Annotated in this window: 18 protein-coding genes and 1 riboswitch; of the genes, 4 read left to right on the top strand and 14 right to left on the bottom strand. The window is 68.7% G+C overall.

Annotated features, from left to right (window positions below; translation table 11 throughout):
- Nucleotides 1-3 precede the first annotated feature (3 nt).
- The 4 genes from OG844_RS35790 to OG844_RS35775 form a co-directional block, all read right to left on the bottom strand.
- A complete protein-coding gene (locus tag OG844_RS35790) occupies nt 4-1,026 on the bottom strand; it encodes an NlpC/P60 family protein (RefSeq protein ID WP_406389507.1) in 1,023 nt (340 codons plus the stop codon).
- Nucleotides 1,027-1,262: 236 nt separating this feature from the next.
- Nucleotides 1,263-2,288, bottom strand: coding sequence for an NlpC/P60 family protein (locus OG844_RS35785; protein WP_406389508.1), 1,026 nt, complete (start codon nt 2,286-2,288; stop codon nt 1,263-1,265).
- 290 nt (nt 2,289-2,578) lie between these two features.
- Nucleotides 2,579-3,940, bottom strand: coding sequence for an NYN domain-containing protein (locus OG844_RS35780; RefSeq protein ID WP_406389510.1), 1,362 nt, complete (start codon nt 3,938-3,940; stop codon nt 2,579-2,581).
- A gap of 37 nt (nt 3,941-3,977) precedes the next feature.
- Nucleotides 3,978-4,220, bottom strand: coding sequence for a hypothetical protein (locus OG844_RS35775; RefSeq protein ID WP_329211905.1), 243 nt, complete (start codon nt 4,218-4,220; stop codon nt 3,978-3,980).
- Between the two features lie 162 nt (nt 4,221-4,382).
- On the opposite strand from OG844_RS35775, the gene OG844_RS35770 reads away from it, so the two are divergent.
- The gene (locus tag OG844_RS35770; protein ID WP_356413741.1) at nt 4,383-5,135 is read left to right on the top strand and encodes a rhomboid family intramembrane serine protease; all 753 of its coding nucleotides are present in this window, start codon (nt 4,383-4,385) and stop codon (nt 5,133-5,135) included.
- On the top strand, nt 5,132-5,413 hold the full coding sequence (locus tag OG844_RS35765; RefSeq protein ID WP_123470113.1) for an Lrp/AsnC family transcriptional regulator: 282 nt from the start codon (nt 5,132-5,134) through the stop codon (nt 5,411-5,413). Before OG844_RS35770 ends, OG844_RS35765 begins: the two co-directional genes overlap by 4 nt.
- Nucleotides 5,414-5,492: 79 nt before the next feature.
- Here OG844_RS35765 and OG844_RS35760 read toward each other — a convergent pair whose 3' ends face one another.
- From OG844_RS35760 to OG844_RS35735, 6 genes are all read right to left on the bottom strand, one after another.
- Nucleotides 5,493-6,869 carry an aminotransferase class V-fold PLP-dependent enzyme gene (locus OG844_RS35760; RefSeq protein ID WP_406389512.1) on the bottom strand — a complete coding sequence of 459 codons (1,377 nt, stop codon included), beginning with the start codon at nt 6,867-6,869 and terminating at the stop codon, nt 5,493-5,495.
- A gap of 173 nt (nt 6,870-7,042) precedes the next feature.
- Nucleotides 7,043-7,159, bottom strand: a riboswitch (SAM riboswitch).
- Nucleotides 7,160-7,243: 84 nt separating this feature from the next.
- Nucleotides 7,244-8,308: an anthranilate phosphoribosyltransferase gene (gene trpD / locus OG844_RS35755; protein WP_406389513.1), complete on the bottom strand. Its 1,065-nt coding sequence runs from the start codon at nt 8,306-8,308 to the stop codon at nt 7,244-7,246.
- Nucleotides 8,309-8,430: 122 nt separating this feature from the next.
- Nucleotides 8,431-10,056, bottom strand: a complete 1,626-nt coding sequence (locus tag OG844_RS35750; RefSeq protein ID WP_406389514.1) for a cytochrome bc complex cytochrome b subunit — start codon at nt 10,054-10,056, stop codon at nt 8,431-8,433.
- Complete coding sequence (locus tag OG844_RS35745; protein ID WP_406389515.1) at nt 10,053-11,105, bottom strand: Rieske 2Fe-2S domain-containing protein; 1,053 nt, start codon at nt 11,103-11,105, stop codon at nt 10,053-10,055. Before OG844_RS35745 ends, OG844_RS35750 begins: the two co-directional genes overlap by 4 nt.
- Nucleotides 11,102-11,911 carry a c-type cytochrome gene (locus OG844_RS35740; RefSeq protein WP_383186779.1) on the bottom strand — a complete coding sequence of 270 codons (810 nt, stop codon included), beginning with the start codon at nt 11,909-11,911 and terminating at the stop codon, nt 11,102-11,104. The genes OG844_RS35745 and OG844_RS35740 overlap by 4 nt, the downstream gene beginning before the upstream one ends.
- A gap of 55 nt (nt 11,912-11,966) precedes the next feature.
- Nucleotides 11,967-12,587 carry a heme-copper oxidase subunit III gene (locus OG844_RS35735; protein WP_329211890.1) on the bottom strand — a complete coding sequence of 207 codons (621 nt, stop codon included), beginning with the start codon at nt 12,585-12,587 and terminating at the stop codon, nt 11,967-11,969.
- A gap of 196 nt (nt 12,588-12,783) precedes the next feature.
- Here OG844_RS35735 and OG844_RS35730 point away from each other — a divergent pair, with 196 nt between their 5' ends.
- Complete coding sequence (locus OG844_RS35730; RefSeq protein ID WP_406389516.1) at nt 12,784-13,185, top strand: hypothetical protein; 402 nt, start codon at nt 12,784-12,786, stop codon at nt 13,183-13,185.
- 62 nt (nt 13,186-13,247) lie between these two features.
- Here the strand turns inward: OG844_RS35730 and OG844_RS35725 are convergent, their stop codons facing one another.
- The 4 genes from OG844_RS35725 to coxB all read right to left on the bottom strand — a co-directional run bounded on the left by OG844_RS35725 (nt 13,248) and on the right by coxB (nt 17,728).
- The gene (locus OG844_RS35725; RefSeq protein WP_406389517.1) at nt 13,248-14,504 is read right to left on the bottom strand and encodes an Ig-like domain-containing protein; all 1,257 of its coding nucleotides are present in this window, start codon (nt 14,502-14,504) and stop codon (nt 13,248-13,250) included.
- A 127-nt stretch (nt 14,505-14,631) separates the two neighbouring features.
- Nucleotides 14,632-15,030 carry a cytochrome c oxidase subunit 4 gene (locus tag OG844_RS35720; RefSeq protein ID WP_406389518.1) on the bottom strand — a complete coding sequence of 133 codons (399 nt, stop codon included), beginning with the start codon at nt 15,028-15,030 and terminating at the stop codon, nt 14,632-14,634.
- On the bottom strand, nt 15,027-16,763 hold the full coding sequence (gene ctaD, locus OG844_RS35715) for a cytochrome c oxidase subunit I (RefSeq protein WP_406389519.1): 1,737 nt from the start codon (nt 16,761-16,763) through the stop codon (nt 15,027-15,029). The genes OG844_RS35720 and ctaD overlap by 4 nt, the downstream gene beginning before the upstream one ends.
- Nucleotides 16,760-17,728: a cytochrome c oxidase subunit II gene (gene coxB, locus OG844_RS35710; RefSeq protein ID WP_406389520.1), complete on the bottom strand. Its 969-nt coding sequence runs from the start codon at nt 17,726-17,728 to the stop codon at nt 16,760-16,762. Before coxB ends, ctaD begins: the two co-directional genes overlap by 4 nt.
- 271 nt (nt 17,729-17,999) lie before the next feature.
- Between coxB and OG844_RS35705 the strand changes: the two genes are divergently transcribed.
- The gene (locus OG844_RS35705) at nt 18,000-19,382 is read left to right on the top strand and encodes a cysteine desulfurase/sulfurtransferase TusA family protein (RefSeq protein WP_406389521.1); all 1,383 of its coding nucleotides are present in this window, start codon (nt 18,000-18,002) and stop codon (nt 19,380-19,382) included.
- The last annotated feature ends 1 nt before the right edge of the window (nt 19,383 follow it).

Genomic DNA, 19,383 nt, shown 5'->3' with positions numbered 1-19,383 from the left:
CGGTCAGACGCGGGTCACCGAGGAGACGGGCATCACGCCGACGGGGTCGTAGCGCACCGGGGCGCCGGGGTACGGGGCGTGGATGACCTGGCCGTTCCCCGCGTACATGCCGATGTGGCTCGCGTCGGCACGGTAGGCGACGAGGTCCCCGGGCATCGCCTCCCCGAGCGGCACCATGCGGCCCGCGTTCCGCTGGGCCTGGGAGGTCCGCGGCAGGCTGACCCCGGCCTGGGCGTACGCCCACTGCGTCAGCCCGGAGCAGTCGAACGCGGACGGGCCGTCGGCGCCCCACACGTACGGGCTGCCGAGTGCCTGCCGGGCCGCCATGAGAGCCGCCAGCGCGCGCGGGGAGGCGGCACCGGGAGGAGGAAGCGCCTCGTGCCCGGCGGACCGCGAAGCGCGGCCGAGGCTCTCGCGGTCCTCGGCGGGCAGTGAGTGCAGCAGCTGCCGGGCCCGGGCCAGCTTGCCCTCGACGGTGCGCTTGTGCCGGGTGACGGCCGCGCTGTTGCGCTCCAGCCCGGCGAGGGCGCCGGTGGCCTCGGCACGGGTCTGGGCGATCCTGCGCTGGGCCTGCCGGAGCTTGTGCAGCAGCACGGCCCTGCGGTCTCCCAGCCGGTCCAGGGCGGCGGCCCGGTCCAGGAAGGTGTCCGGGTCCGAGGAGAGCAGCAGCGCGAGGGAAGGGTCGATGCCACCCGAGCGGTACTCCGCACCCGCCATGGAGCCGAGGGCGGTCCGCATCCGGTTGATGCCCTCCTGGGCGCGGGCCGCCGCGTCCTGGGCCCTGTCCACCTCGCCGCGCAGCAGGTCCACGTTCTCCCGGGCCTTGTTGAACTGCTCGGTGGCGCGCTCGGCCTCCCCGTACAGCTGGTCGACCCTGGCCTTCGTGCTCCCCCGGGTGTCCTGCGGTTCTGCGCCCGCCGGGGCTGCGCCGAGGGTGGCCGCCGCGGTGGCTGCGGCGGCCGACAGGACGGTGGCCCGGATGCCCCGGGTGGGGCCGGGCCGGGTGGGACGGCGATGCGACACCACAGGAAGCCGCACTCCCTTCCGCTGTACGCAGATGTGCGCAGCCCCTGCCGCCCTGGAGGGCGGACCGACGACCGGGAGCTGCACGACAGCGCAGACAGTAACCGGACGACTACGGAGCGACCAAAGGCCGCGCCCGGGCGCGAGAAGGGGACAAACAGCGCCGCCCCGCCGGTGACCTGTCGGTCTCCGGCGGGGCGGGGCTCAGCGAAGGGTGTGGCGATTCGCCCGTTCGGGCGTCAGATCCGCACGCCGAACTGGAAGGTGCCCATGTAGTCCATCGACTCGTAACGGACCACGGTGCCCGGCTTCGGGGCGTGCAGGATCTGGTTGTTGCCCGCGTACAGGCCCACGTGCGAGGTGTTGTTGAAGAAGACCAGGTCGCCCGGCTTCAGGGCGCTGCGGCCGATCCGGACACCGTCGTTGATCTGGGTGTACGTGGTGCGGGTGATCTGGACGCCGGCCTGGGCGTAGGCCCACTGGGTCAGACCCGAGCAGTCGAACGAGTTCGGGCCGGTGCCGCCGGAGACGTACGGCTTGCCCTGCTGCGTGGCGGCGGCCCGGAGGGCGGCGCCGCCGAGAGCCGACGCGGGGACCTCGTTGCCGAGGTTGACGCGCTCACCGGCGGCGCGGCTGGCGCGCTGGTCGTCCGCGGCCATCTTGGCCCGCTCGGCGGCGGTGAGGGTGTTCAGGAGCTTCTGGGCGTCGGCGAGCTTGCCCTGGAACTTCTTCTTGTTCTCACCCAGGGTCTCGCGGACGTCGGCGAGGTCGCCGAGCTTCGCCTGCGCCTCCTTGCGCTGCTGCGCGAGGGTGCGCTGCTTGGACTGGATCTTCTGCAGCGACTCGGTCTGCTTGGCCGTCAGCTGGTCGAGCGCCGAGGCCTGGTCGAGGAAGGTGTCCGGGTCCGAGGCCAGGAAGAGCTGGACGGACGGGTCGATCCCACCGGAGCGGTACTGCGCGGTGGCGAGCGAACCGAGCTCACCGCGCATGGTGTTGAGCTCGTCCTGGCCGCGGGCGACCTTGTCCTGGATCGCGTCGACCTGCTTCTTGAGCTTGTCCTGCTGCTCCTTGGCCCCGTTGTACTTCTCGGTGGCGGCCTCGGCCTCGTGGTAGAGCTTGTCGACCTTCGCCTTGACCTCGTTCTTGGTCGGCTTGGGGTCGGCGTGGGCCGCCTGGGAAGTCAGGGCCACGGCCGCAGCGGCGGTCGCGGTGAGCACGGTCACGCGGGTGCGGCTCGGCTGCTTGGGACGACGGTGGGACGCCACGAAGGCGAGCTCCTTCTTCCTCGAGCCGCCTACCGGGCTGTGGGGGACTGAATCCCCGGCTCCGTGCACTCACGGACTCGGCGGTTCCTTCGCTGCCACCCCTGGTGGGTGATCAACCGTGCGAAGGTTCGAGGCCTGACCCTAGTGACCATCCTGTGATCAGTTCAAATCCTCACAAGAAAAATCTCGTCACACCAGGCACTTCTTTACTTTCATCACACCGCGTGTAGTGGCGACTTGACGGTACGTTCCCAAAATCCCGGCAAGTCGTACATGCCGCACATGTCGAACTAGACGCGCGAAAGGCGCTTCAGGAGCAATGCGGACGCGACAGGCCGGGCTCCCGCCTTCGCCACACCGTCGGCCACTTCGCGGTCGGTGGACACCACCACGACGGGCCTGCCCGGCGGTTCCGCGCGGGCCAGCTGCCTGATCAGCTCGTCGGCCGTCACCCCCGCCTTGCTGAACAGCACACGCACCCCACGCGGCGGCGCGAGCAGGACGGGTGCGGCCAGTTCGGCCCCGTCGAAGACACAGGTCATCTCGGCGCCCGTCTGCGCGGCGAGGACCGAGAGGCCGCCCAGGAGCCGCAACCGCTGCTTCTCCAGCGGCATCTGCGGATAGCCGGTCTTCGTGACGTTGTAGCCGTCGACGATCAGATGCGCCTGCGGCAGCGCGAGCAGCTGGTCGAGCAGCGCCGGATCCGTCTCCGAAAGGGCCCTGGCCGCAATGTCCTTCGGTGACATGCGGCCCGGCTCCACCGCCTCGACACTGTCGGCCGGGCGGATCGACGAGGGCGGCAGCGCCAGTTCACGGCGGAGTCCCTGAGCCGCGTCGAGCACGGTGTCCAGGAGCAGCCGCAGCCGCATGTCCTCGACGGAACGCCCTTCCCTGGCCGCCCGGCGGCTCGCCTCGACAGAGGTCTCCGCCTCGGCCAGGCGCGCCTTCAGCCGCCGGGACTCGCTCTCGGCGGCGGACACCTGGGCGGCCGCCTCGGCCCGCACGGTGTCCGTCTCGGCGCTGCCCCTGCGCAGGGCCGCCTCGCCGCGCTTCACCTCGCTGAGGGCGCTGCGCAGCTTGCGCTGCAGGGATTCCGCGTCCTTGCGGGCCGCGTCCAGTTCCGAACGCAGCCGCTCGGTCTCGCTCCTGGTGTGGCTGCGGGCGTGGGCGAGCTCCTCGCGCAGCCTCTCCAGCTCGCGCCGGGTCTCCTCGTCCACGCGCTCGGCGTCGGCCCGCTGGACCTCTTCGCCCGCCGCGGCCACCAGTTTGACCCAGCCGGCCGGCCGCAGCACGTACGCCGCCGCGGCCACGTCGACCGGATCGGCGGCCGCGGGCGGCGCGCCGGACTCCAGCGCCGCGGCCAGCTCCGGCTGGCCCTGGCCGATCCGCTCACCGATGCGCCGGCGGAAGACCGGGTCGCTCTCGAGGGCGGCCGCCATCGCGTTGCCCGCGAACTTGGCGCGCCTGGTCGGGGTGAAGCGGGCGTACTGCCGGAGCTGAGGGGGAAGTTCGCCGACGGTCAGGCCGCCGAAGGCGTCGGAGACGAGCGCCACGACCCTGCGGCGCACGCCCTCGGGCAGCGGACGGTCGAGCGACTCCGCGGCGCCGTCGGCCGCGTCGGCCGGTCCGGCGCCGCCTGTCGGCTGCTCCACCATCCATCACCCCAATATGTCTGTCCGCACGGCCCCGTCAGGAGTCGGCACCCGGCCTGTCGACCAGCTCGATCTGGTCCACCGCGTTGCACCAACGGCAGCGCACCGACTCGATGGTCTCACTGACCACCTCCCGCTCCTCGACACTCGACTCCCCGGCCAGGTCGAGGTGGACGTACTCCACGACCTTGGAGGAGCGCGTCACATCGAAGCGGGTGAGATTGCCGCAGAGCGTGCAGCGCCAGCGGGTCCCGTCGGTCGGCGTGGGAACCGTCGTCATCGTTGCGTCCTCTTTCGTCGAGTCTCGTACTGCCCAGGTCTTCGATCTCGCGGTGCGCCGTCGAACTGCGCATGTCCTGCGGTAACCCTACGGCCTTGCGTTTCCCCGTCGACACGGCGAGGCGATCTGTCACGTTCTCCGCCGGTGCGTCATGCTCTGTACGTGATCGATTGGCGGGATGCCGGGTGGCGGGAGCGGGCCAGGGAGTTCGGGGCCGCGGCCTCGGCGGGCGGCGCACCGGTCACCTACGGCCTCATCGCCGTCTGTTCCGCCGTGTTCCTGATCAGCCCGCTCTCAGGGTTCAACCCGGCCTACGGCACGGCGGACGCCCTGCTCGCCGCGCAGGCCGGGTACTTCGAGCGGTGGGGAGTGATCCCCAGCGAACTCCTGGACGGCTCCGCGCACGCGGCCCTCACCCCGCTGACCGCCCTCTTCGTGCACGGGAGCTGGCTGCACCTGCTGGGCAACATGCTGTTCCTGTACGTGTTCGGGGCCATGGCCGAGGAGCGCATGGGCCGGGCCGAGTTCGTCTTCTTCTACGTCTGCTGCGGCTATCTGGCCCTGGTCGTCTACGCGGTCGCGCACTCCGGATCCGACCAGACGCTGGTGGGCGCGTCGGGGGCGATCTCGGCGGTGCTCGGCGCGTTCCTCTACCTCTTTCCCCGCGCCCGGGTCACCAGCCTCTTCCCGTTCCTCTTCTTCCTGCCGCTGCGCTTCCCCGCCTGGATCGTGCTCGTCTTCTGGTTCGCGCTGCAGTGGCTGGCGGCGCAGGGCGCGGGCAGCGGCCCCGGCGTCGCCTACCTCGCCCATGTCGCGGGCTTCGCGGCCGGGTTCCTCTACGCCTGGGGGCGTTACCGGGGTGGGGCTAGAGTGAAGTCTCCAGCCACGGCCACCGAGGGAGAAAGCCAGCCGTGATCACCGCGATCGTGCTCATCAAAACCAGCGTGGACCGGATTCCCGAGATCGCCGAGGCCGTCGCCGCGCTGGACAGCGTCAGCGAGGTCTTCTCGGTCACCGGTACGTACGACCTGATCGCCATGGTCCGGGTGGCCAAGCACGACGATCTGGCGGATGTCATTCCCGGCCGGATCAGCAAGATCCCCGGTGTCGAGGGCACCGACACGCACGTGGCGTTCCGCACGTACTCGCAGCACGACCTCGAGGCGGCCTTCGCCATCGGGCTCGACGCGTAGGACGACCGGACGGCGTACGGCTTCGGCCGGGGACGGGACAATGGCCTCCCGTCCCCGGCCGAAGCCGTACGCGGCCGGGTCAGACCTGCGCAGCACCCCTGTCGGGGACGCAGCGCCCGTCCTCGGTGCGGTAGGTCCACCGGGCACCCGCGCCCACCAGCTCGCGGACCGCGCCCAGGAACCGCTCGATGTGCTCGTCCGGCGTACCGGCCCCGAAGCTCACCCGGATGGCGTTGAGGGACCGCTCGCCCGGCTCGGCGTCCGGGGCGCCGCACTCGCCCGGGTCCTGCGGCTCACTGCCCAGCAGGGTCCGTACGAGCGGGTGGGCGCAGAACAGGCCGTCGCGGACCCCGATGCCGTACTCCGCGGAGAGCGCCGCGGCGAAGTGCGAGCTGTTCCAGCCCTCGACCACGAAGGAGATGACGCCGACCCTCGGGGCGTCGTCGCCGAACAGGGAGAGCACCTTGACCGCGGGGACCTCGGCCAGGCCTTCACGGACCCGGGTGACGAGCTGCTGCTCGCGGGCGACGAGCTGCTCGAACCCGGCCTCGGTCAGGGCCTTGCAGGCGGCGGCGATGGAGTAGACGCCGATCACGTTGGGCGATCCGGCCTCGTGCCGGGCAGCCGTGGTGTGCCACTCCACGTCGACGCCACCGTCGGCGCGCCGGGCAACCTTCCGGGAGGCGCCGCCGCCCGCGAGATACGGCTCCGCGTCCCGCAGCCAGTCGGCCCGGCCGGCGAGGACGCCCGAGCCGAACGGCGCGTACAGCTTGTGCCCGGAGAAGGCGAGCCAGTCGACGTCCAGTTCCGCGATGTCCACCGGGTGATGGGGTGCCAGCTGCGCGGCGTCGAGGACGATCCGGGCACCGTGCGCGTGGGCGGCGGCGGCCAGTTCCTTCACCGGCCACAGCTCTCCGGTGACGTTCGACGCGCCCGTCACACAGACCAGTGCGGGGCCGTAGGGGTCGCGGTCGGCCAGCGCACGCTCCAGCGTCACGACTGCCTCGGCAGGGGTCCTGGGGGCGTCGAGGAAGGTCACCCGGGCGTCGCGCCAGGGAAGCAGCGAGGCATGGTGCTCGGTCTCGAACACGAACACCTGGCAGTCCGCGGGAAGTGCTGCGGCAAGCAGGTTGAGGGAGTCCGTCGTCGAGCGGGTGAAGACCACCTGGTCCTCGGCACGGCAGCCGAGGAACTCCGCGACGGTGACGCGGCTGCTCTCGAAGAGGTCCGTGGAGAGCTGCGAGAGGTAGCCGGCGCCGCGGTGCACGCTGCCGTAGTACGGGGCGTAGGCGGCCACGTCGTCCCACACGCGCTGCAGGGCCGGGGCGCTCGCCGCGTAGTCGAGGGCGGCATAGGTGACTTCGCCGCCCGTAACCAGCGGAACGGTGACATCGGCTCCCAGAACCGGCAGCGGGGCACAAATGGACTGATCGGCGGCAGCGGTGGAGACAGACATGGCGAACTCCCGTAACAGGCAGGCGAAATCCCGGCGCCGGCAGATACGCGGCAGCGCAGGGGAAGGAGAAAAGGGTGCGCGGAAGAGGGCGTTGGGCCCTATCGCATTCGCTTGCTCACAAGAGGCTCCCTGGGGACCAGGACCCCGGGGGATGGCATTCACAGATGCCTAGGGGCCCGCGCTTGCCACAGACCTCGCTGCCTGCGGCCTGGTCTTCACCCGGGGCACCCCGCCACGGACGGAGGGTTGCCGGACAGCGAGCCGGGGCTTATTCGCTGTCACTCATGACCTGCGCAGCATCTTGCCATACGTGACCACATGCGCAAGGGCGCAGTCCGCGATCCGGACTGCGCCCCGCCCCACACGTCCTTGCTTCATGCGTTGCTGGCGGCCACCCAGCGCTCCAGCGCCCGCTTGGCGGCACCCGAGTCGATCGATTCCGCGGCCCTCGCGATCCCCGCCGCGATCTGCTCGTCGAGCGTGCCCTCGCCCGGGTCGAGCGCCACCAGCGCGGCAGCGGAGTTGAGGAGCACCGCGTCGCGTACGGGACCTGCCTCCCCGTCCAGCATCCGCCGGGCGACGTCCGCGTTGAAGGAGGCGTCGGCACCGCGCAGCGCCGAGACCGGCACCAGGTCCAGGCCGACGTCCCGCGGGTCGAACGCCTCCTCGCGCACGGCACCGTCCCGGACGATCCAGACCCGGGAGGTCGCCGTGGTGGTCAGCTCGTCGAGGCCGTCGTCGCCCCGGAAGACCAGCGCCGAACTACCCCGGTCGGCGAGCACACCCGCGACGATCGGCGCCATCCTGAGGTCGGCGACGCCGACGGCCTGGGAGCGCACCCGGGCCGGATTGGTGAGCGGGCCCAGGATGTTGAAGGTGGTCGGCGTGCCGAGCTCCTTGCGGGCCCTCGCCGCGTGCCGCAGGGCCGGGTGGAACTTCACCGCGAAGCAGAAGGTGATGCCCGCTTCCTCGGCGACCCGGACGACGCCCTGCGGGGTCAGCTCGAGGTTGACGCCGAGCTTCTCGAGCACGTCGGAGGCCCCGCTCGACGAGGAGGAGGCGCGGTTGCCGTGCTTGACGACCTTGGCGCCGGTCCCGGCGACGACGATCGCCGACATGGTGGAGATGTTGACCGTCTTGGCCAGGTCGCCGCCGGTGCCCACGATGTCGACCGTGCGGCCGGGCACCTGGATGGTGTGGGCGTGCTCGTACATGGTGCGTACGAGTCCGGTGACCTCGTCGACGGTCTCGCCCTTGGCACGCAGTGCGATCACGAAGCCGGCGATCTGCACGTCGGTGGCCTCGCCGCTCATGATGCGGTCCATGGCCCACGCGGTGTCCTCGGCCGTCAGGCTCTCGCCGCGCAGGAGGGGCATCAGCACGCCGGGCCACGAACGGTCCGCCACGCTGTCGCCGCCGTCCGGGGTCACAACGTTCATGGTCCGCTCCTGGGGTCCACAGCCGATAGAAGGATCCCCCCACCCTATCCAGCCCCGGGGACAGCGAAGAGCCCCGTCCATCGAATGGACGGGGCTCCCGCTGTGGCGATCAGCTCAGGTGATCAGTGGTGGCCGTGGCCGCTGGTGATCTCCTTGTACTCCTCGGCGGAGGGCTTGGCGATCTGGCTCTGCTCGCCGTAGTAGCTCTTGCTGAGCTTGGCCCGCAGCTTCTGCAGCGCCGAAGGCTTGCGCTCGACACCGTTCTCGTCGACCGTCGGGCCGATCTCGACCGGCTTGTACTGCTCGTGCGCGGTGAGCGTGTGCAGCTGGCCCTGACTGAGCGGCTCGTGGATCTCGACGAACTCACCGTGCGGCAGGCGCTTGATGGTGCCGGACTCGCGTCCGTGCAGCACCTTGTCCCTGTCGCGGCGCTGGAGGCCGAGGCAGATCCGCTTCGTCACGATGAACGCGATGACCGGGCCGACGAAGATGAAGATCCGGACGAACCACGAGATGGCGTTCAGCGACAGGTGGAAGTGCGTGGCCCACAGGTCGTTTCCACCACCGATGAAGACGATGACGTACTCGGTGATCCATGCGACACCGAAGGCCGTACGGGTCGGGGCGTTGCGCGGGCGGTCCAGGATGTGGTGCTCGCGCTTGTCCCCGGTGACCCAGGACTCGATGAAGGGGTAGACCGCGATCGCCGCGAGCACGAGGCCGAAGGCCATCAGCGGGATGAACACACCCAGGACGAGCGTGTGACCCCACAGGTTGATCTCCCAGCCCGGCATCACTCGGATCAGACCCTCGGCGAAGCCCATGTACCAGTCGGGCTGGGCGCCGGTGGACACCTGGTCCGGGCGGTACGGGCCGAGGACCCAGATCGGGTTGATCGAGGCGATGCCCGCGATGACGGTGATGACACCGAAGACCAGGAAGAAGAACCCTCCGGCCTTCGCCATGTACACCGGCAGCAGCGGCATGCCGACGACGTTCTTGTTCGTCTTGCCGGGACCCGCGAACTGCGTGTGCTTGTGGTAGAAGACCAGGATCAGGTGGGCGACGACCAGGCCGAGCATGATGCCCGGCAGCAGCAGGATGTGGATCGAGTAGAACCGGGCCACGAAGTCGCCGCCGGGGAACTCTCCGCCGAACAGGAACATCGAGAGGTACGTACCGACGATCGGCGTCGCCAGGATGGCGCCCTGGGTGAAGCGGACACCCGTACCGGAGAGCAGGTCGTCCGGGAGCGAGTAGCCGGTGAACCCGGTGAACATGCCCAGGACGAACAGCAGGAAGCCGAACATCCAGTTGATCTCACGGGGCTTGCGGAACGCACCCGTGAAGAAGACGCGCATCATGTGCACGAACATGCCGGCCAGGAAGATCAGCGCGGCCCAGTGGTGGATCTGCCGTACGAGCAGACCACCGCGGACGTCGAAGCTGATGTCCAGCGTCGAGGCGTAGGCCTCGGACATGCGGATGCCCTGCATCGGCTCGTACGAGCCGTGGTACACGACCTCGTTCATGCTCGGGTGGAAGAACAGCGTCAGGTACACACCCGTGAGGATGATGATGATGAAGCTGTAGAGGCAGATCTCACCGAGCATGAAGGACCAGTGGTCCGGGAAGATCTTGCGCATGTTGGCCTTGGCCAGGCCGTAGATGCCCAGCCGGCCGTCTGCCCAGTCGGCTACCCGCTCACCGGCGGGCGCCTTGCGCTTTGAATCCGTCGCAGTAGTCATCCGCGCTCCCAGAAGGCAGGACCGACGGGCTCTTCGAAGTCGCCGAGCGCCTCGAGGTTGCCCTCGCTGTTCACACCGATCCGCAACTGCGGGAGGGCGTGACCGGCCGGACCGAAGATGACGCGGGCGCCGTCGGAGAGGTCGAAGGTGGACTGGTGGCACGGGCAGAGCACGTGGTGCGTCTGCTGCTCGTACAGGCTGATCGGGCAGCCGACGTGGGTACAGATCTTGGAGAAGGCCACGATTCCCTCGTGGGCCCACTCACGCTCACGCTTGTCCTTGATGTTGTCCGGCTCGATGCGGATGATCATCAGGGCAGCCTTGGCGATCTGCGTCTGGAAGTCGTGCGCGTCCTCCTCCAGGCCCTCGGGCATGGCGAAGGTCAGCGAACCGACGACGACGTCCTCGGGACGAAGCGGCTCCATCGTGTTCATGTTGATGAGCTGCTTGCCCTTGGCCCACAGGGTCGAGCGGAGCTTCTTCTCCGGCAGCGGACCGAGGTCGCGCAGCAGCATCACGCCGGAGAGCGGCACCAGGGCCAGCGCGCCGAACATGGTGTTGCGGATCAGCTTGCGCCGTCCGATCGCCGACTCCTTGGCACCGTCCGCGAAGTCGGCGAGAACCTTCGCCTTGACCTCGGGCTCGGCCTCGATGGCGTGCCGGTCGTCGGCGACCTCCACGTCGGACATCAGGGTGCGCGCCCAGTGGACGGCCCCCGCGCCGATGCAGAAGAGCGCGACGCCCAGGGTCAGGCCCAGGGAGAAGTTGAGCGAACTCACGTGCCCGAACGGCCAGATGTAGACGATCTGGTCGACCGGGAAGATGACGTAGGAGGCGATGAACGCCACCGTCGCCAGCATGGACAGCGTGAACATGAAGGCGACGGCTCGCTCGGAGCGGCGCGCGGCACGTTCGTCGATGTCCTGGATGCGCGGCCGGTGGGCCGGCAGCCCGGGGTCGGCGAACGGATCGCCGGCACCCTCTACCGCGCCGTGCGCGGTGTCCCGCTCTGCGGGCAGGACCTCTTCTGGAATCTCTTGGCTACTCATGACTTCTTGGCCTTAGCGGTGTGGGCCGCGACCCAAACGGCAATTGCGACGAGGGCTCCGAGCCCGAAGACCCACGCGAACAGACCTTCGCTGACCGGTCCGAGACCACCGAGGCTGAGGCCACCGGGGGTTTCGGCGTCGTCACCGTTGACGGTCTTGATGTACGCGATGATGTCCTTCTTCTCCTGCTCCGGCATGGTGCTGTCGGGGAAGGACGGCATGCTCTGCGGGCCGGTCTGCATGGCCTGGTAGATGTGCTTCGGGCTCACGCCTTCGAGGTTCGGGGCGTACTTGCCGTGTGTCAGCGCGCCGCCCTCACCTGTGAAGTTGTGGCACTGCGCGCAGTTCGTGCGGAACAGGTCGCCGCCCTTGGCCACGTCGGCGCCCGCGGGGTCGACCTGGCTGTCGGTCGGCGTGATCGGACCGGCGCCCAGGGACGCGACGTACGCCGCGAGCTGGTCGATCTCGGCCTGGGAGTAGATGACCGGCTTCTTCGGTACCTGGGCACCCGGCTGCTGAGCCGGCATACGTCCGGTACCGACCTGGAAGTCGACGGCGGCGGAGCCGACGCCCACGAGGGACGGCCCGTCGGAGGTGCCCTGACCGCCGGTTCCGTGGCAGCTGGCGCAGCCTACGGAGTAGAGCTTCTTGCCCTCGTCGATGGCGAGGGACTGGGCGGTTTCGTCGGCCTGCGCCTTACCCGCAGGCGCAAACGCGGCGTACAGCCCCCCGGTAGCCGCCAGCGCGAGGAGTAGTACGACGACCGCCGCCAGCGGATGGCGTCGTCGTGCGGAGAGCTTTTTCACGGATTACCCCGGTGTCAGGATCTTCTGCGTCGATGGTGGGTGGGTGCGAGCCCGGTTACTTGATCATGTAGATCGTGGCGAACAGGCCGATCCAGACGACATCGACGAAGTGCCAGTAGTAGGACACGACGATGGCGGCGGTGGCCTGTTCATGGGTGAATCTCGAGGCCGCGTATGTCCTGCCCAGTACGAGCAGGAAGGCGATGAGACCGCCTGTCACATGCAGACCGTGGAAGCCGGTCGTCAGGTAGAACACCGAACCGTACGGGTCGGAGGACAGGGAGAGACCCGCCTCCTTGACCAGCTCGGTGTACTCGAGGACCTGGCCTCCGATGAAGATCGCACCCATCACGAACGTGATGATGAACCAGGTGCGGAGCTTCTTCACATCACCCCGCTCCGCGGCGAATACGCCGAGCTGGCAGGTGAGAGAGGAAAGCACCAGGATCGTGGTGTTCGTCGCCGAGAACGGGAAGTTCAGATGGTGGGCCATCTCCTTCCAGTGAGCGGGTCCCATCACCGATCGCAGGGTGAAGTACATCGCGAAGAGGGCCGCGAAGAACATCAGCTCGGAACTCAACCAGATGATGGTTCCGACGCTGGTGAGGTTCGGCCGATTGACCGACGGGTGCGCGTGCCCGGTTTCTACTGTCGTTGCTGTCGCCACGACCGACATTATGTCGGTCGCTTATCCCGCCCTCACTCCGGGGGGTGCCGTTCGGTGTGTCAGTGGGGTGTGTCCTCACCGAACGGCCCAGCGAAACGCTGTCACCAACGGTGCTGACAGACTGTTCGCCGGAGTACGATCCGCCCAACGGTTCATGCCCCGAGAGCTCAGAGCGCCCCGAAGACACGGATGTCACGGAGGAACAATGCAGCCGACCGCCACGGTCCTGGTCTACAGCGACGACGCCAACACCCGTGAGCAGGTGAGGCTGGCCGCGGGCCGCAGGCCTGCGGCCGACGTGCCTCCGGTGGAGTTCCTGGAGTGCGCGACCCTCCCGGCCGTACTGAGCGCGCTCGACGGTGGCGGAGTCGATGTCTGCGTGCTGGACGGCGAGACGGCTCCGGCGGGCGGTATGGGCGTCTGCCGGCAGATCAAGGACGAGATCTTCGACTGCCCGCCGGTGCTCCTGCTGATCGGGCGCCCCCAGGACGCCTGGCTGGCCACGTGGAGCCGTGCCGACTCCGCGGTGACGCATCCGGTCGACCCGGTCGACTTCGCGGACGCCTTGGCCGCCCTGCTGCGCGACAGGCTCTCCGTGGAGGCCTGAGGCGGAGGGGCCCCGAACCCCTCCGTGGTGTCCTTCGAGGGCGCGGCGCACTCCCGGCCGGGTCAGACCTGGGGGCGCAGCCGCGCCGCCTCGACGTCGGTGCCCGAGTCCGGTGTGCCGCCCCCGTGCAGGGCGCTGCCCTTCCGCCAGGCGTCCCAGTCCAGGTTCCAGTCGCCGAAGCCGTTGTCGAACGGCGTCATCGTCTCGCCGTCACTCCCGACGACCTTGACGATGTCGCCCTCGCGTACGGTCTCGAAGAACCATTGGGCGTCGGCGGTGCTCATCCCCGTGCAGCCGTGGCTGACGTTGGCGCTGCCCTGTGAACCGGTCGACCAGGGCGCCGCGTGGACGTACTCACCGCTCCAGGTGACGCGTGTCGCCCAGTAGACGGGCAGGTCGTACGACTCCGAGGAGCCGGCGGCGATGCCGATGCTCTCCCCGCGCATGCGTACGAACTGTTCCTTGGCCAGCACCACCTTGACGCCGTTGCGCGTGTCGAAGCCGGGCTTGCCCGTGGTGACCGGCAGGGTGTTGATCACCTCACCGTTGCGCAGCACGGTCATGGAGTGGTCGGAGGCGTCGGTGATCGCTTCTATGCGGTCGCCGGTGGTGAGCTTCAGGGGCTTCGCGGCGGCCCCGTAGAGGGCGTTGGTGACCTTTATGCCCTTGAGGTTGCTGCGGACGTCGATGGTGGCGTCGGCGGGCCAGTACTCCTTGGGCCGGTAGTGCAGGGTCTTGGCGTCGACCCAGTACCAGGAGCCCGTGACGGCGGGGGTGGAGCGGACCTGCAGCCCGCGTTCCACGGTGGCCCTGGAGGCCTTGTCGGTGACCGGAGCGCTGAGTTCCGCTGTGAGGGGCTGTCCGACGCCGTAGGTGCCCGCCTGCGGGCCGAAGGCGACCTTGAGGAACTTCTTGGCCGAGGTCGTGCCGAAGGCGTAGGTGCGGCTGCCGGGGGCTCCGTCGCCGTTCTCGGTGGAGACCTTGACGGTGTACCGGGTGCCTGCGGCGAGCGAGGTGGTGGAGTGCCACCGCCGTCCGTCGGCGGCGAGTTCGCCCGCCAGACGGCGGCCCTGCGTGTCGACGGCCGTCACATCGGTGATGCGTACGTCGTCATCCTTGACGGTGACTTCGAGGGGCTTGTCGGGGTCGGCCTTCTCGCCCTTGGAGGGGCCGTTGAAGGAGACCAGGTCGGCCGCGTCGTACGGCTTCAGCGACAACGGATGGCCATCGGGTTCGCCACAGGCGGTCGCACCTGCAACCAGGGTCACGACCAGCAGAGTGCAGCTCACTACGGTGCGGATGCGCGGCGTGTGGTTCATGAACCCACGCTAAGAAGATTCATCCGATCCAGCGCGTTCAGTGACTGCAAACGGGGGCCCGCCCCGCTCATCACAGAGCGGGGCGGGCCCCCGTAAGGGTGTAACGGGTCCTACGGACGGCGCGGTCTCACTGGGTGCGGTTCTCACCGCGGTAGTACTCGAAGACCCAGCCGAAGAGGCCGATCAGCAGCAGCGGGGCCGAGAAGTAGGCCAGCCACCAGCCGAAGACGACGCCCAGGAAGAGGAGGGCGCCACCGACGGCCAGCGAGAGCGGCTGCCAGCTGTGCGGGGAGAAGAAGCCCACTTCACCGGCTTCGTCCGCGACATCGGCTTCCTTGTCGTCCTGGGCCATCTTGTCGACCCTGTTGGCCGTGAAAGCCAGATAGAAGCCGATCATGATGGTCAGTCCGAAGGACAGGATGAGCGCGGTGGTACCCACCGCCTCCTTGGACCAGACGCCGTACGTGATGGCCATGGCCAGCATGAAGACGCTCAGCCAGATGAACAGCTTGCCCTGGATCTTCACTTGCCGGCCTCCTTGCCGCCGACGAGGACCTTGTCACCGTCGGAGTGGTGCTCCAGCAGCTCGAGCGCCGCGATCTCCGGGTGGTGCAGGTCGAACGCCGGGGATTCGGAACGGATCCGCGGCAGCGTGAGGAAGTTGTGCCGCGGGGGCGGGCAGGACGTCGCCCACTCGAGCGAACGGCCGTAGCCCCACGGGTCGTCGACCTCGATCTTCTTGCCGTACTTGGCGGTCTTCCACACGTTGTAGAAGAACGGCAGCATCGACAGGCCGAGCACGAAGGAGGAGATCGTCGAGATCGTGTTCAGCGCGGTGAAGCCGTCCGCCGCGAGGTAGTCCGCGTAACGACGGGGCATGCCTTCCGCGCCGAGCCAGTGCTGCACCAGGAACGTGCCGTGGAAGCCCACGAACAGCGTCCAGAAGGTCATCTTCCCGAGCCGTTCGTCCAGCATCTTGCCGGTGAACTTCGGCCACCAGAAGTGGAACCCGGCGAACATCGCGAAGACCACGGTGCCGAAGACGACGTAGTGGAAGTGCGCCACCACGAAGTACGAGTCGGAGACGTGGAAGTCCAGGGGCGGCGACGCCAGGATCACACCGGTCAGACCACCGAAGGCGAAGGTGATCAGGAAGCCGACGGACCAGAGCATCGGTGTCTCGAAGGACAACGACCCCTTCCACATCGTGCCGATCCAGTTGAAGAACTTCACACCGGTCGGTACCGCGATGAGGAATGTCATGAACGAGAAGAACGGCAACAGCACACCGCCCGTCACGTACATGTGATGCGCCCAGACCGTCACCGAGAGGCCCGCGATGGAGATGGTCGCCGCGATGAGACCGATGTAGCCGAACATCGGCTTCCGGCTGAAGACCGGAATGATCTCGGAGACGATTCCGAAGAATGGCAAAGCGATGATGTACACCTCTGGATGGCCGAAGAACCAGAAGAGGTGTTGCCAGAGCAATGCTCCGCCATTGGCCGAGTCGAAGATATGCGCACCGAATTTACGGTCCACCTCCAACGCGAAGAGCGCGGCGGCCAGGACCGGGAAGGCCAGCAGGACCAGAACACCGGTCAGCAGGACGTTCCAGGTGAAGATCGGCATGCGGAACATCGTCATGCCGGGGGCGCGCATGCAGATGATCGTGGTGATGAAGTTGACCGAGCCGAGGATCGTGCCGAAGCCGGAGAAGGCCAGACCCATGATCCACATGTCGGCACCGACACCCGGCGAGCGGACAGCGTCCGAGAGCGGGGAGTAGGCGAACCAGCCGAAGTCGGCCGCACCCTGCGGGGTGAGGAAGCCGGCCACGGCGATGATCGAGCCGAAGAGGTAGAGCCAGTACGCGAACATGTTCAGCCGCGGGAACGCCACATCGGGCGCACCGATCTGCAGCGGCATGATCCAGTTCGCGAACCCGGCGAACAGCGGCGTCGCGAACATCAGCAGCATGATCGTGCCGTGCATCGTGAACGCCTGGTTGAACTGCTCGTTCGACATGATCTGCGTACCCGGCCTGGCCAGCTCGGCGCGCATGAAGAGCGCCAGGAGGCCACCGATGCAGAAGAAGGCGAACGACGTGATCAGGTACATCGTGCCGATCGTCTTGTGGTCAGTGGTGGTCAGCCACTTGACGACGACACTCCCCGGCTGCTTGCGCCGTACCGGCAGCTCGTCCTCGAACGAGTCGTCTGCTGCCGCGGCACCCTGGGATTCATTGAGGATGCTCACAGTTTGTTCGTCTCCGCATTCCTGGCCGGGTCCGTCTGCTCGATGCCTGCCGGCACGTAGCCCGTCTGACCCTTCTCCGCCAGCTCCTTGAGGTGCTGCTGGTAACGCTCCGGAGAGACGATCTTGACGTTGAAGAGCATCCGGGAGTGGTCGACGCCGCAGAGCTCGGCGCACTTGCCCATGTAGGTGCCCTCCTTGTTCGGAGTCACCTCGAAGGAGTTCGTGTGGCCCGGAATGACGTCCTGCTTCATGAGGAACGGCACCACCCAGAAGGAGTGGATGACGTCACGCGAAGTCAGAACGAAGCGGACCTTCTCGCCCTTCGGCAGCCACAGGGTCGGACCCGGGTTGCCGTTCTGCGGGTTCCTCGTACCGGGGATGCCCACGTCGTAGACGCCGCCGGCGTCCGCGGGGAAGTCCTTGAGGTACTTGTCGGGGATGGCGTCGAGTTCCTTCGGGATCTCGCCGTCGGTGGAGGGCGAGCCCTCCACGTTCTCGATGTAGTTGAAGCCCCAGCTCCACTGGTAGCCGACCACGTTGATGGTGTGGGCAGGCTTCGGTGTGAGCTCGAGGAGCTTCGATTCATCGCGTGCGGTGAAGTAGAAGAACACCGAGACGATGATGAGGGGTACCACTGTGTACAACGCCTCGATGGGCATGTTGTACCTGGTCTGCTGAGGTACCTCCACCTTGGTCCGGCTACGCCGGTGGAAGATGACACTCCAGATGATCAGCCCCCAGACAAGGACACCCGTGGCGAGCGCTGCCGCCCACGAGCCCTGCCAGAGGGACAGGATGATCGGGGCCTCTTCCGTTACCGGGGTGGGCATACCGAGGCGTGGGAAATCCTCCCAGTTGTATGAACAACCGGAGGCCGTCGCCAGGACCAGGCCCGCAGTCAGCACCTGCGGCAGCTTCCGCCGCATCGGGCGCCGCGACAAGCGGTCGGAGCCGTTGGGACTCACGTAGCGCCTTCCCGAGAGTCTCGCCCGCACGGTCGGCGCGCCCGTCTCACTTGGTCGGTCGCCGGCCCTGACGCGGGCAGGGGTTTGGATGTTTATGCGGACCAAACCCTACTGGACGCTATTTGGGGTCGCGCGGGGAGGGTGCCCAACGCGCCGCCCGACTCCCCGAAGGGGTGGAATCCGGCCCTCCGGCGGTCATCTGACGCTCCCTCTTGCGGCTCGGGCGGCGGCCCGCCCCCAGGTGGGCGCCGGTGCGGGCTAGCGTGGCGGTGTGTCCTACTTCGATACCGCCTCCTCCGCGCCCCTGCACCCCGTCGCCCGCCAGGCGCTGCTTGCCTCGCTGGACGAGGGCTGGGCCGATCCCGCCCGCCTGTACCGCGAGGGGCGGCGGGCCGGACTGTTGCTGGACGCGGCCCGGGAGGCCGCGGCGGAGGCGGTCGGATGCCGGCCGGACGAGCTCGTCTTCACCTCATCGGGGACCCGGGCGGTGCACTCCGGGGTGGCCGGGGCCCTCCACGGCCGTCGGCGTGTCGGCCGCCATCTGGTGGTCTCCGCAGTCGAACATTCGTCGGTGCTGCACTCGGCCGCGGCGCTGGAGGCGGCGGGTGGGTCGTTCACCGAGGTGCCGGTGGACCGGGCCGGTGCGGTGGATCCGTCGGCGTACGGCCGGGCGCTGCGGGCGGACACGGCGCTGGCCTGCCTGCAGTCGGCCAACCATGAGGTGGGGACCGTGCAGCCGGTGGCCGAGACCGCCGCGGTCTGCGCCGCCGCGGGCGTGCCCCTGCTGGTGGACGCCGCACAGTCCCTGGGGTGGGGGCCGGTGCCCGGCGGCTGGTCCTTGCTGACCGCCAGCGCCCACAAGTGGGGCGGACCCGCGGGGGTCGGCCTGCTCGCCGTCCGCAAGGGTGTCCGGTTCGCCCCCCAAGGCGCCGCCGACGAACGGGAGTCGGGGCGCGCCGCGGGCTTCGAGAACATCCCGGCGATCGTGGCCGCGGCGGCCTCACTGCGCGCGGTGCGCGCCGAGGCGGCGGCGGAGTCCGTACGGCTGCGTGCCCTGGTGGACCGTATTCGCGCCACGGTGGCCGGTGTGGTGCCCGACGTGGAGGTGGTCGGCGATCCGGTGCGGCGGCTGCCGCACCTGGTGACCTTCTCCTGTCTCTATGTCGACGGAGAGACTCTGCTGCATGAGCTGGACCGGGCGGAATTCTCTGTTTCATCCGGTTCGTCCTGCACGAGCAGCACGCTGACTCCCAGCCATGTCCTCAAGGCCATGGGGGTGCTCACGGAGGGGAACATCCGCGTGTCGCTCCCCGCCGGGACCACCGACACGGAGGTCGACCGGTTCCTCGAGGTGCTTCCGGGCCTGGTGGCCGGGGTACGGGAGAGGCTCGGGGCTCCCGTCGCGGCGGCCCCCTCCCCCGCCCCGCGCGCCTCGCTGGTCGTCGACGCGCTCGGCAGGCGCTGTCCGATTCCGGTGATCGAGCTCGCAAAGGTGATCGGAGAGGTACCCGTGGGCGGCACGGTGACGGTCCTCGCCGACGACGAGGCCGCCCGGCTCGACATTCCCGCCTGGTGCGAGATGCGCGAGCAGGAGTACGTGGGTGAGGAGCCGGCGGACCGGGGTTCGGCCTTCGTGGTCCGCCGGCTCCTGTGAG

This window comes from Streptomyces sp. NBC_00887 (assembly GCF_045207585.1).
This window is presented reverse-complemented; position numbering and strand designations above follow the sequence as displayed.

What these genes read in the sequence shown, in the direction of transcription:
- OG844_RS35760 (WP_406389512.1), bottom strand. Translation starts at nt 6,869, where the DNA reads ATGTCTGTCTCCACCGCTGCCGCCGATCAGTCCATTTGTGCCCCGCTG.
- OG844_RS35735 (WP_329211890.1), bottom strand. Translation starts at nt 12,587, where the DNA reads ATGTCGGTCGTGGCGACAGCAACGACAGTAGAAACCGGGCACGCGCAC.
- OG844_RS35730 (WP_406389516.1), top strand. Translation starts at nt 12,784, where the DNA reads ATGCAGCCGACCGCCACGGTCCTGGTCTACAGCGACGACGCCAACACC.
- trpD (WP_406389513.1), bottom strand. Translation starts at nt 8,308, where the DNA reads ATGAACGTTGTGACCCCGGACGGCGGCGACAGCGTGGCGGACCGTTCG.
- OG844_RS35725 (WP_406389517.1), bottom strand. Translation starts at nt 14,504, where the DNA reads ATGAACCACACGCCGCGCATCCGCACCGTAGTGAGCTGCACTCTGCTG.
- OG844_RS35775 (WP_329211905.1), bottom strand. Translation starts at nt 4,220, where the DNA reads ATGACGACGGTTCCCACGCCGACCGACGGGACCCGCTGGCGCTGCACG.
- OG844_RS35750 (WP_406389514.1), bottom strand. Translation starts at nt 10,056, where the DNA reads ATGACTACTGCGACGGATTCAAAGCGCAAGGCGCCCGCCGGTGAGCGG.
- OG844_RS35745 (WP_406389515.1), bottom strand. Translation starts at nt 11,105, where the DNA reads ATGAGTAGCCAAGAGATTCCAGAAGAGGTCCTGCCCGCAGAGCGGGAC.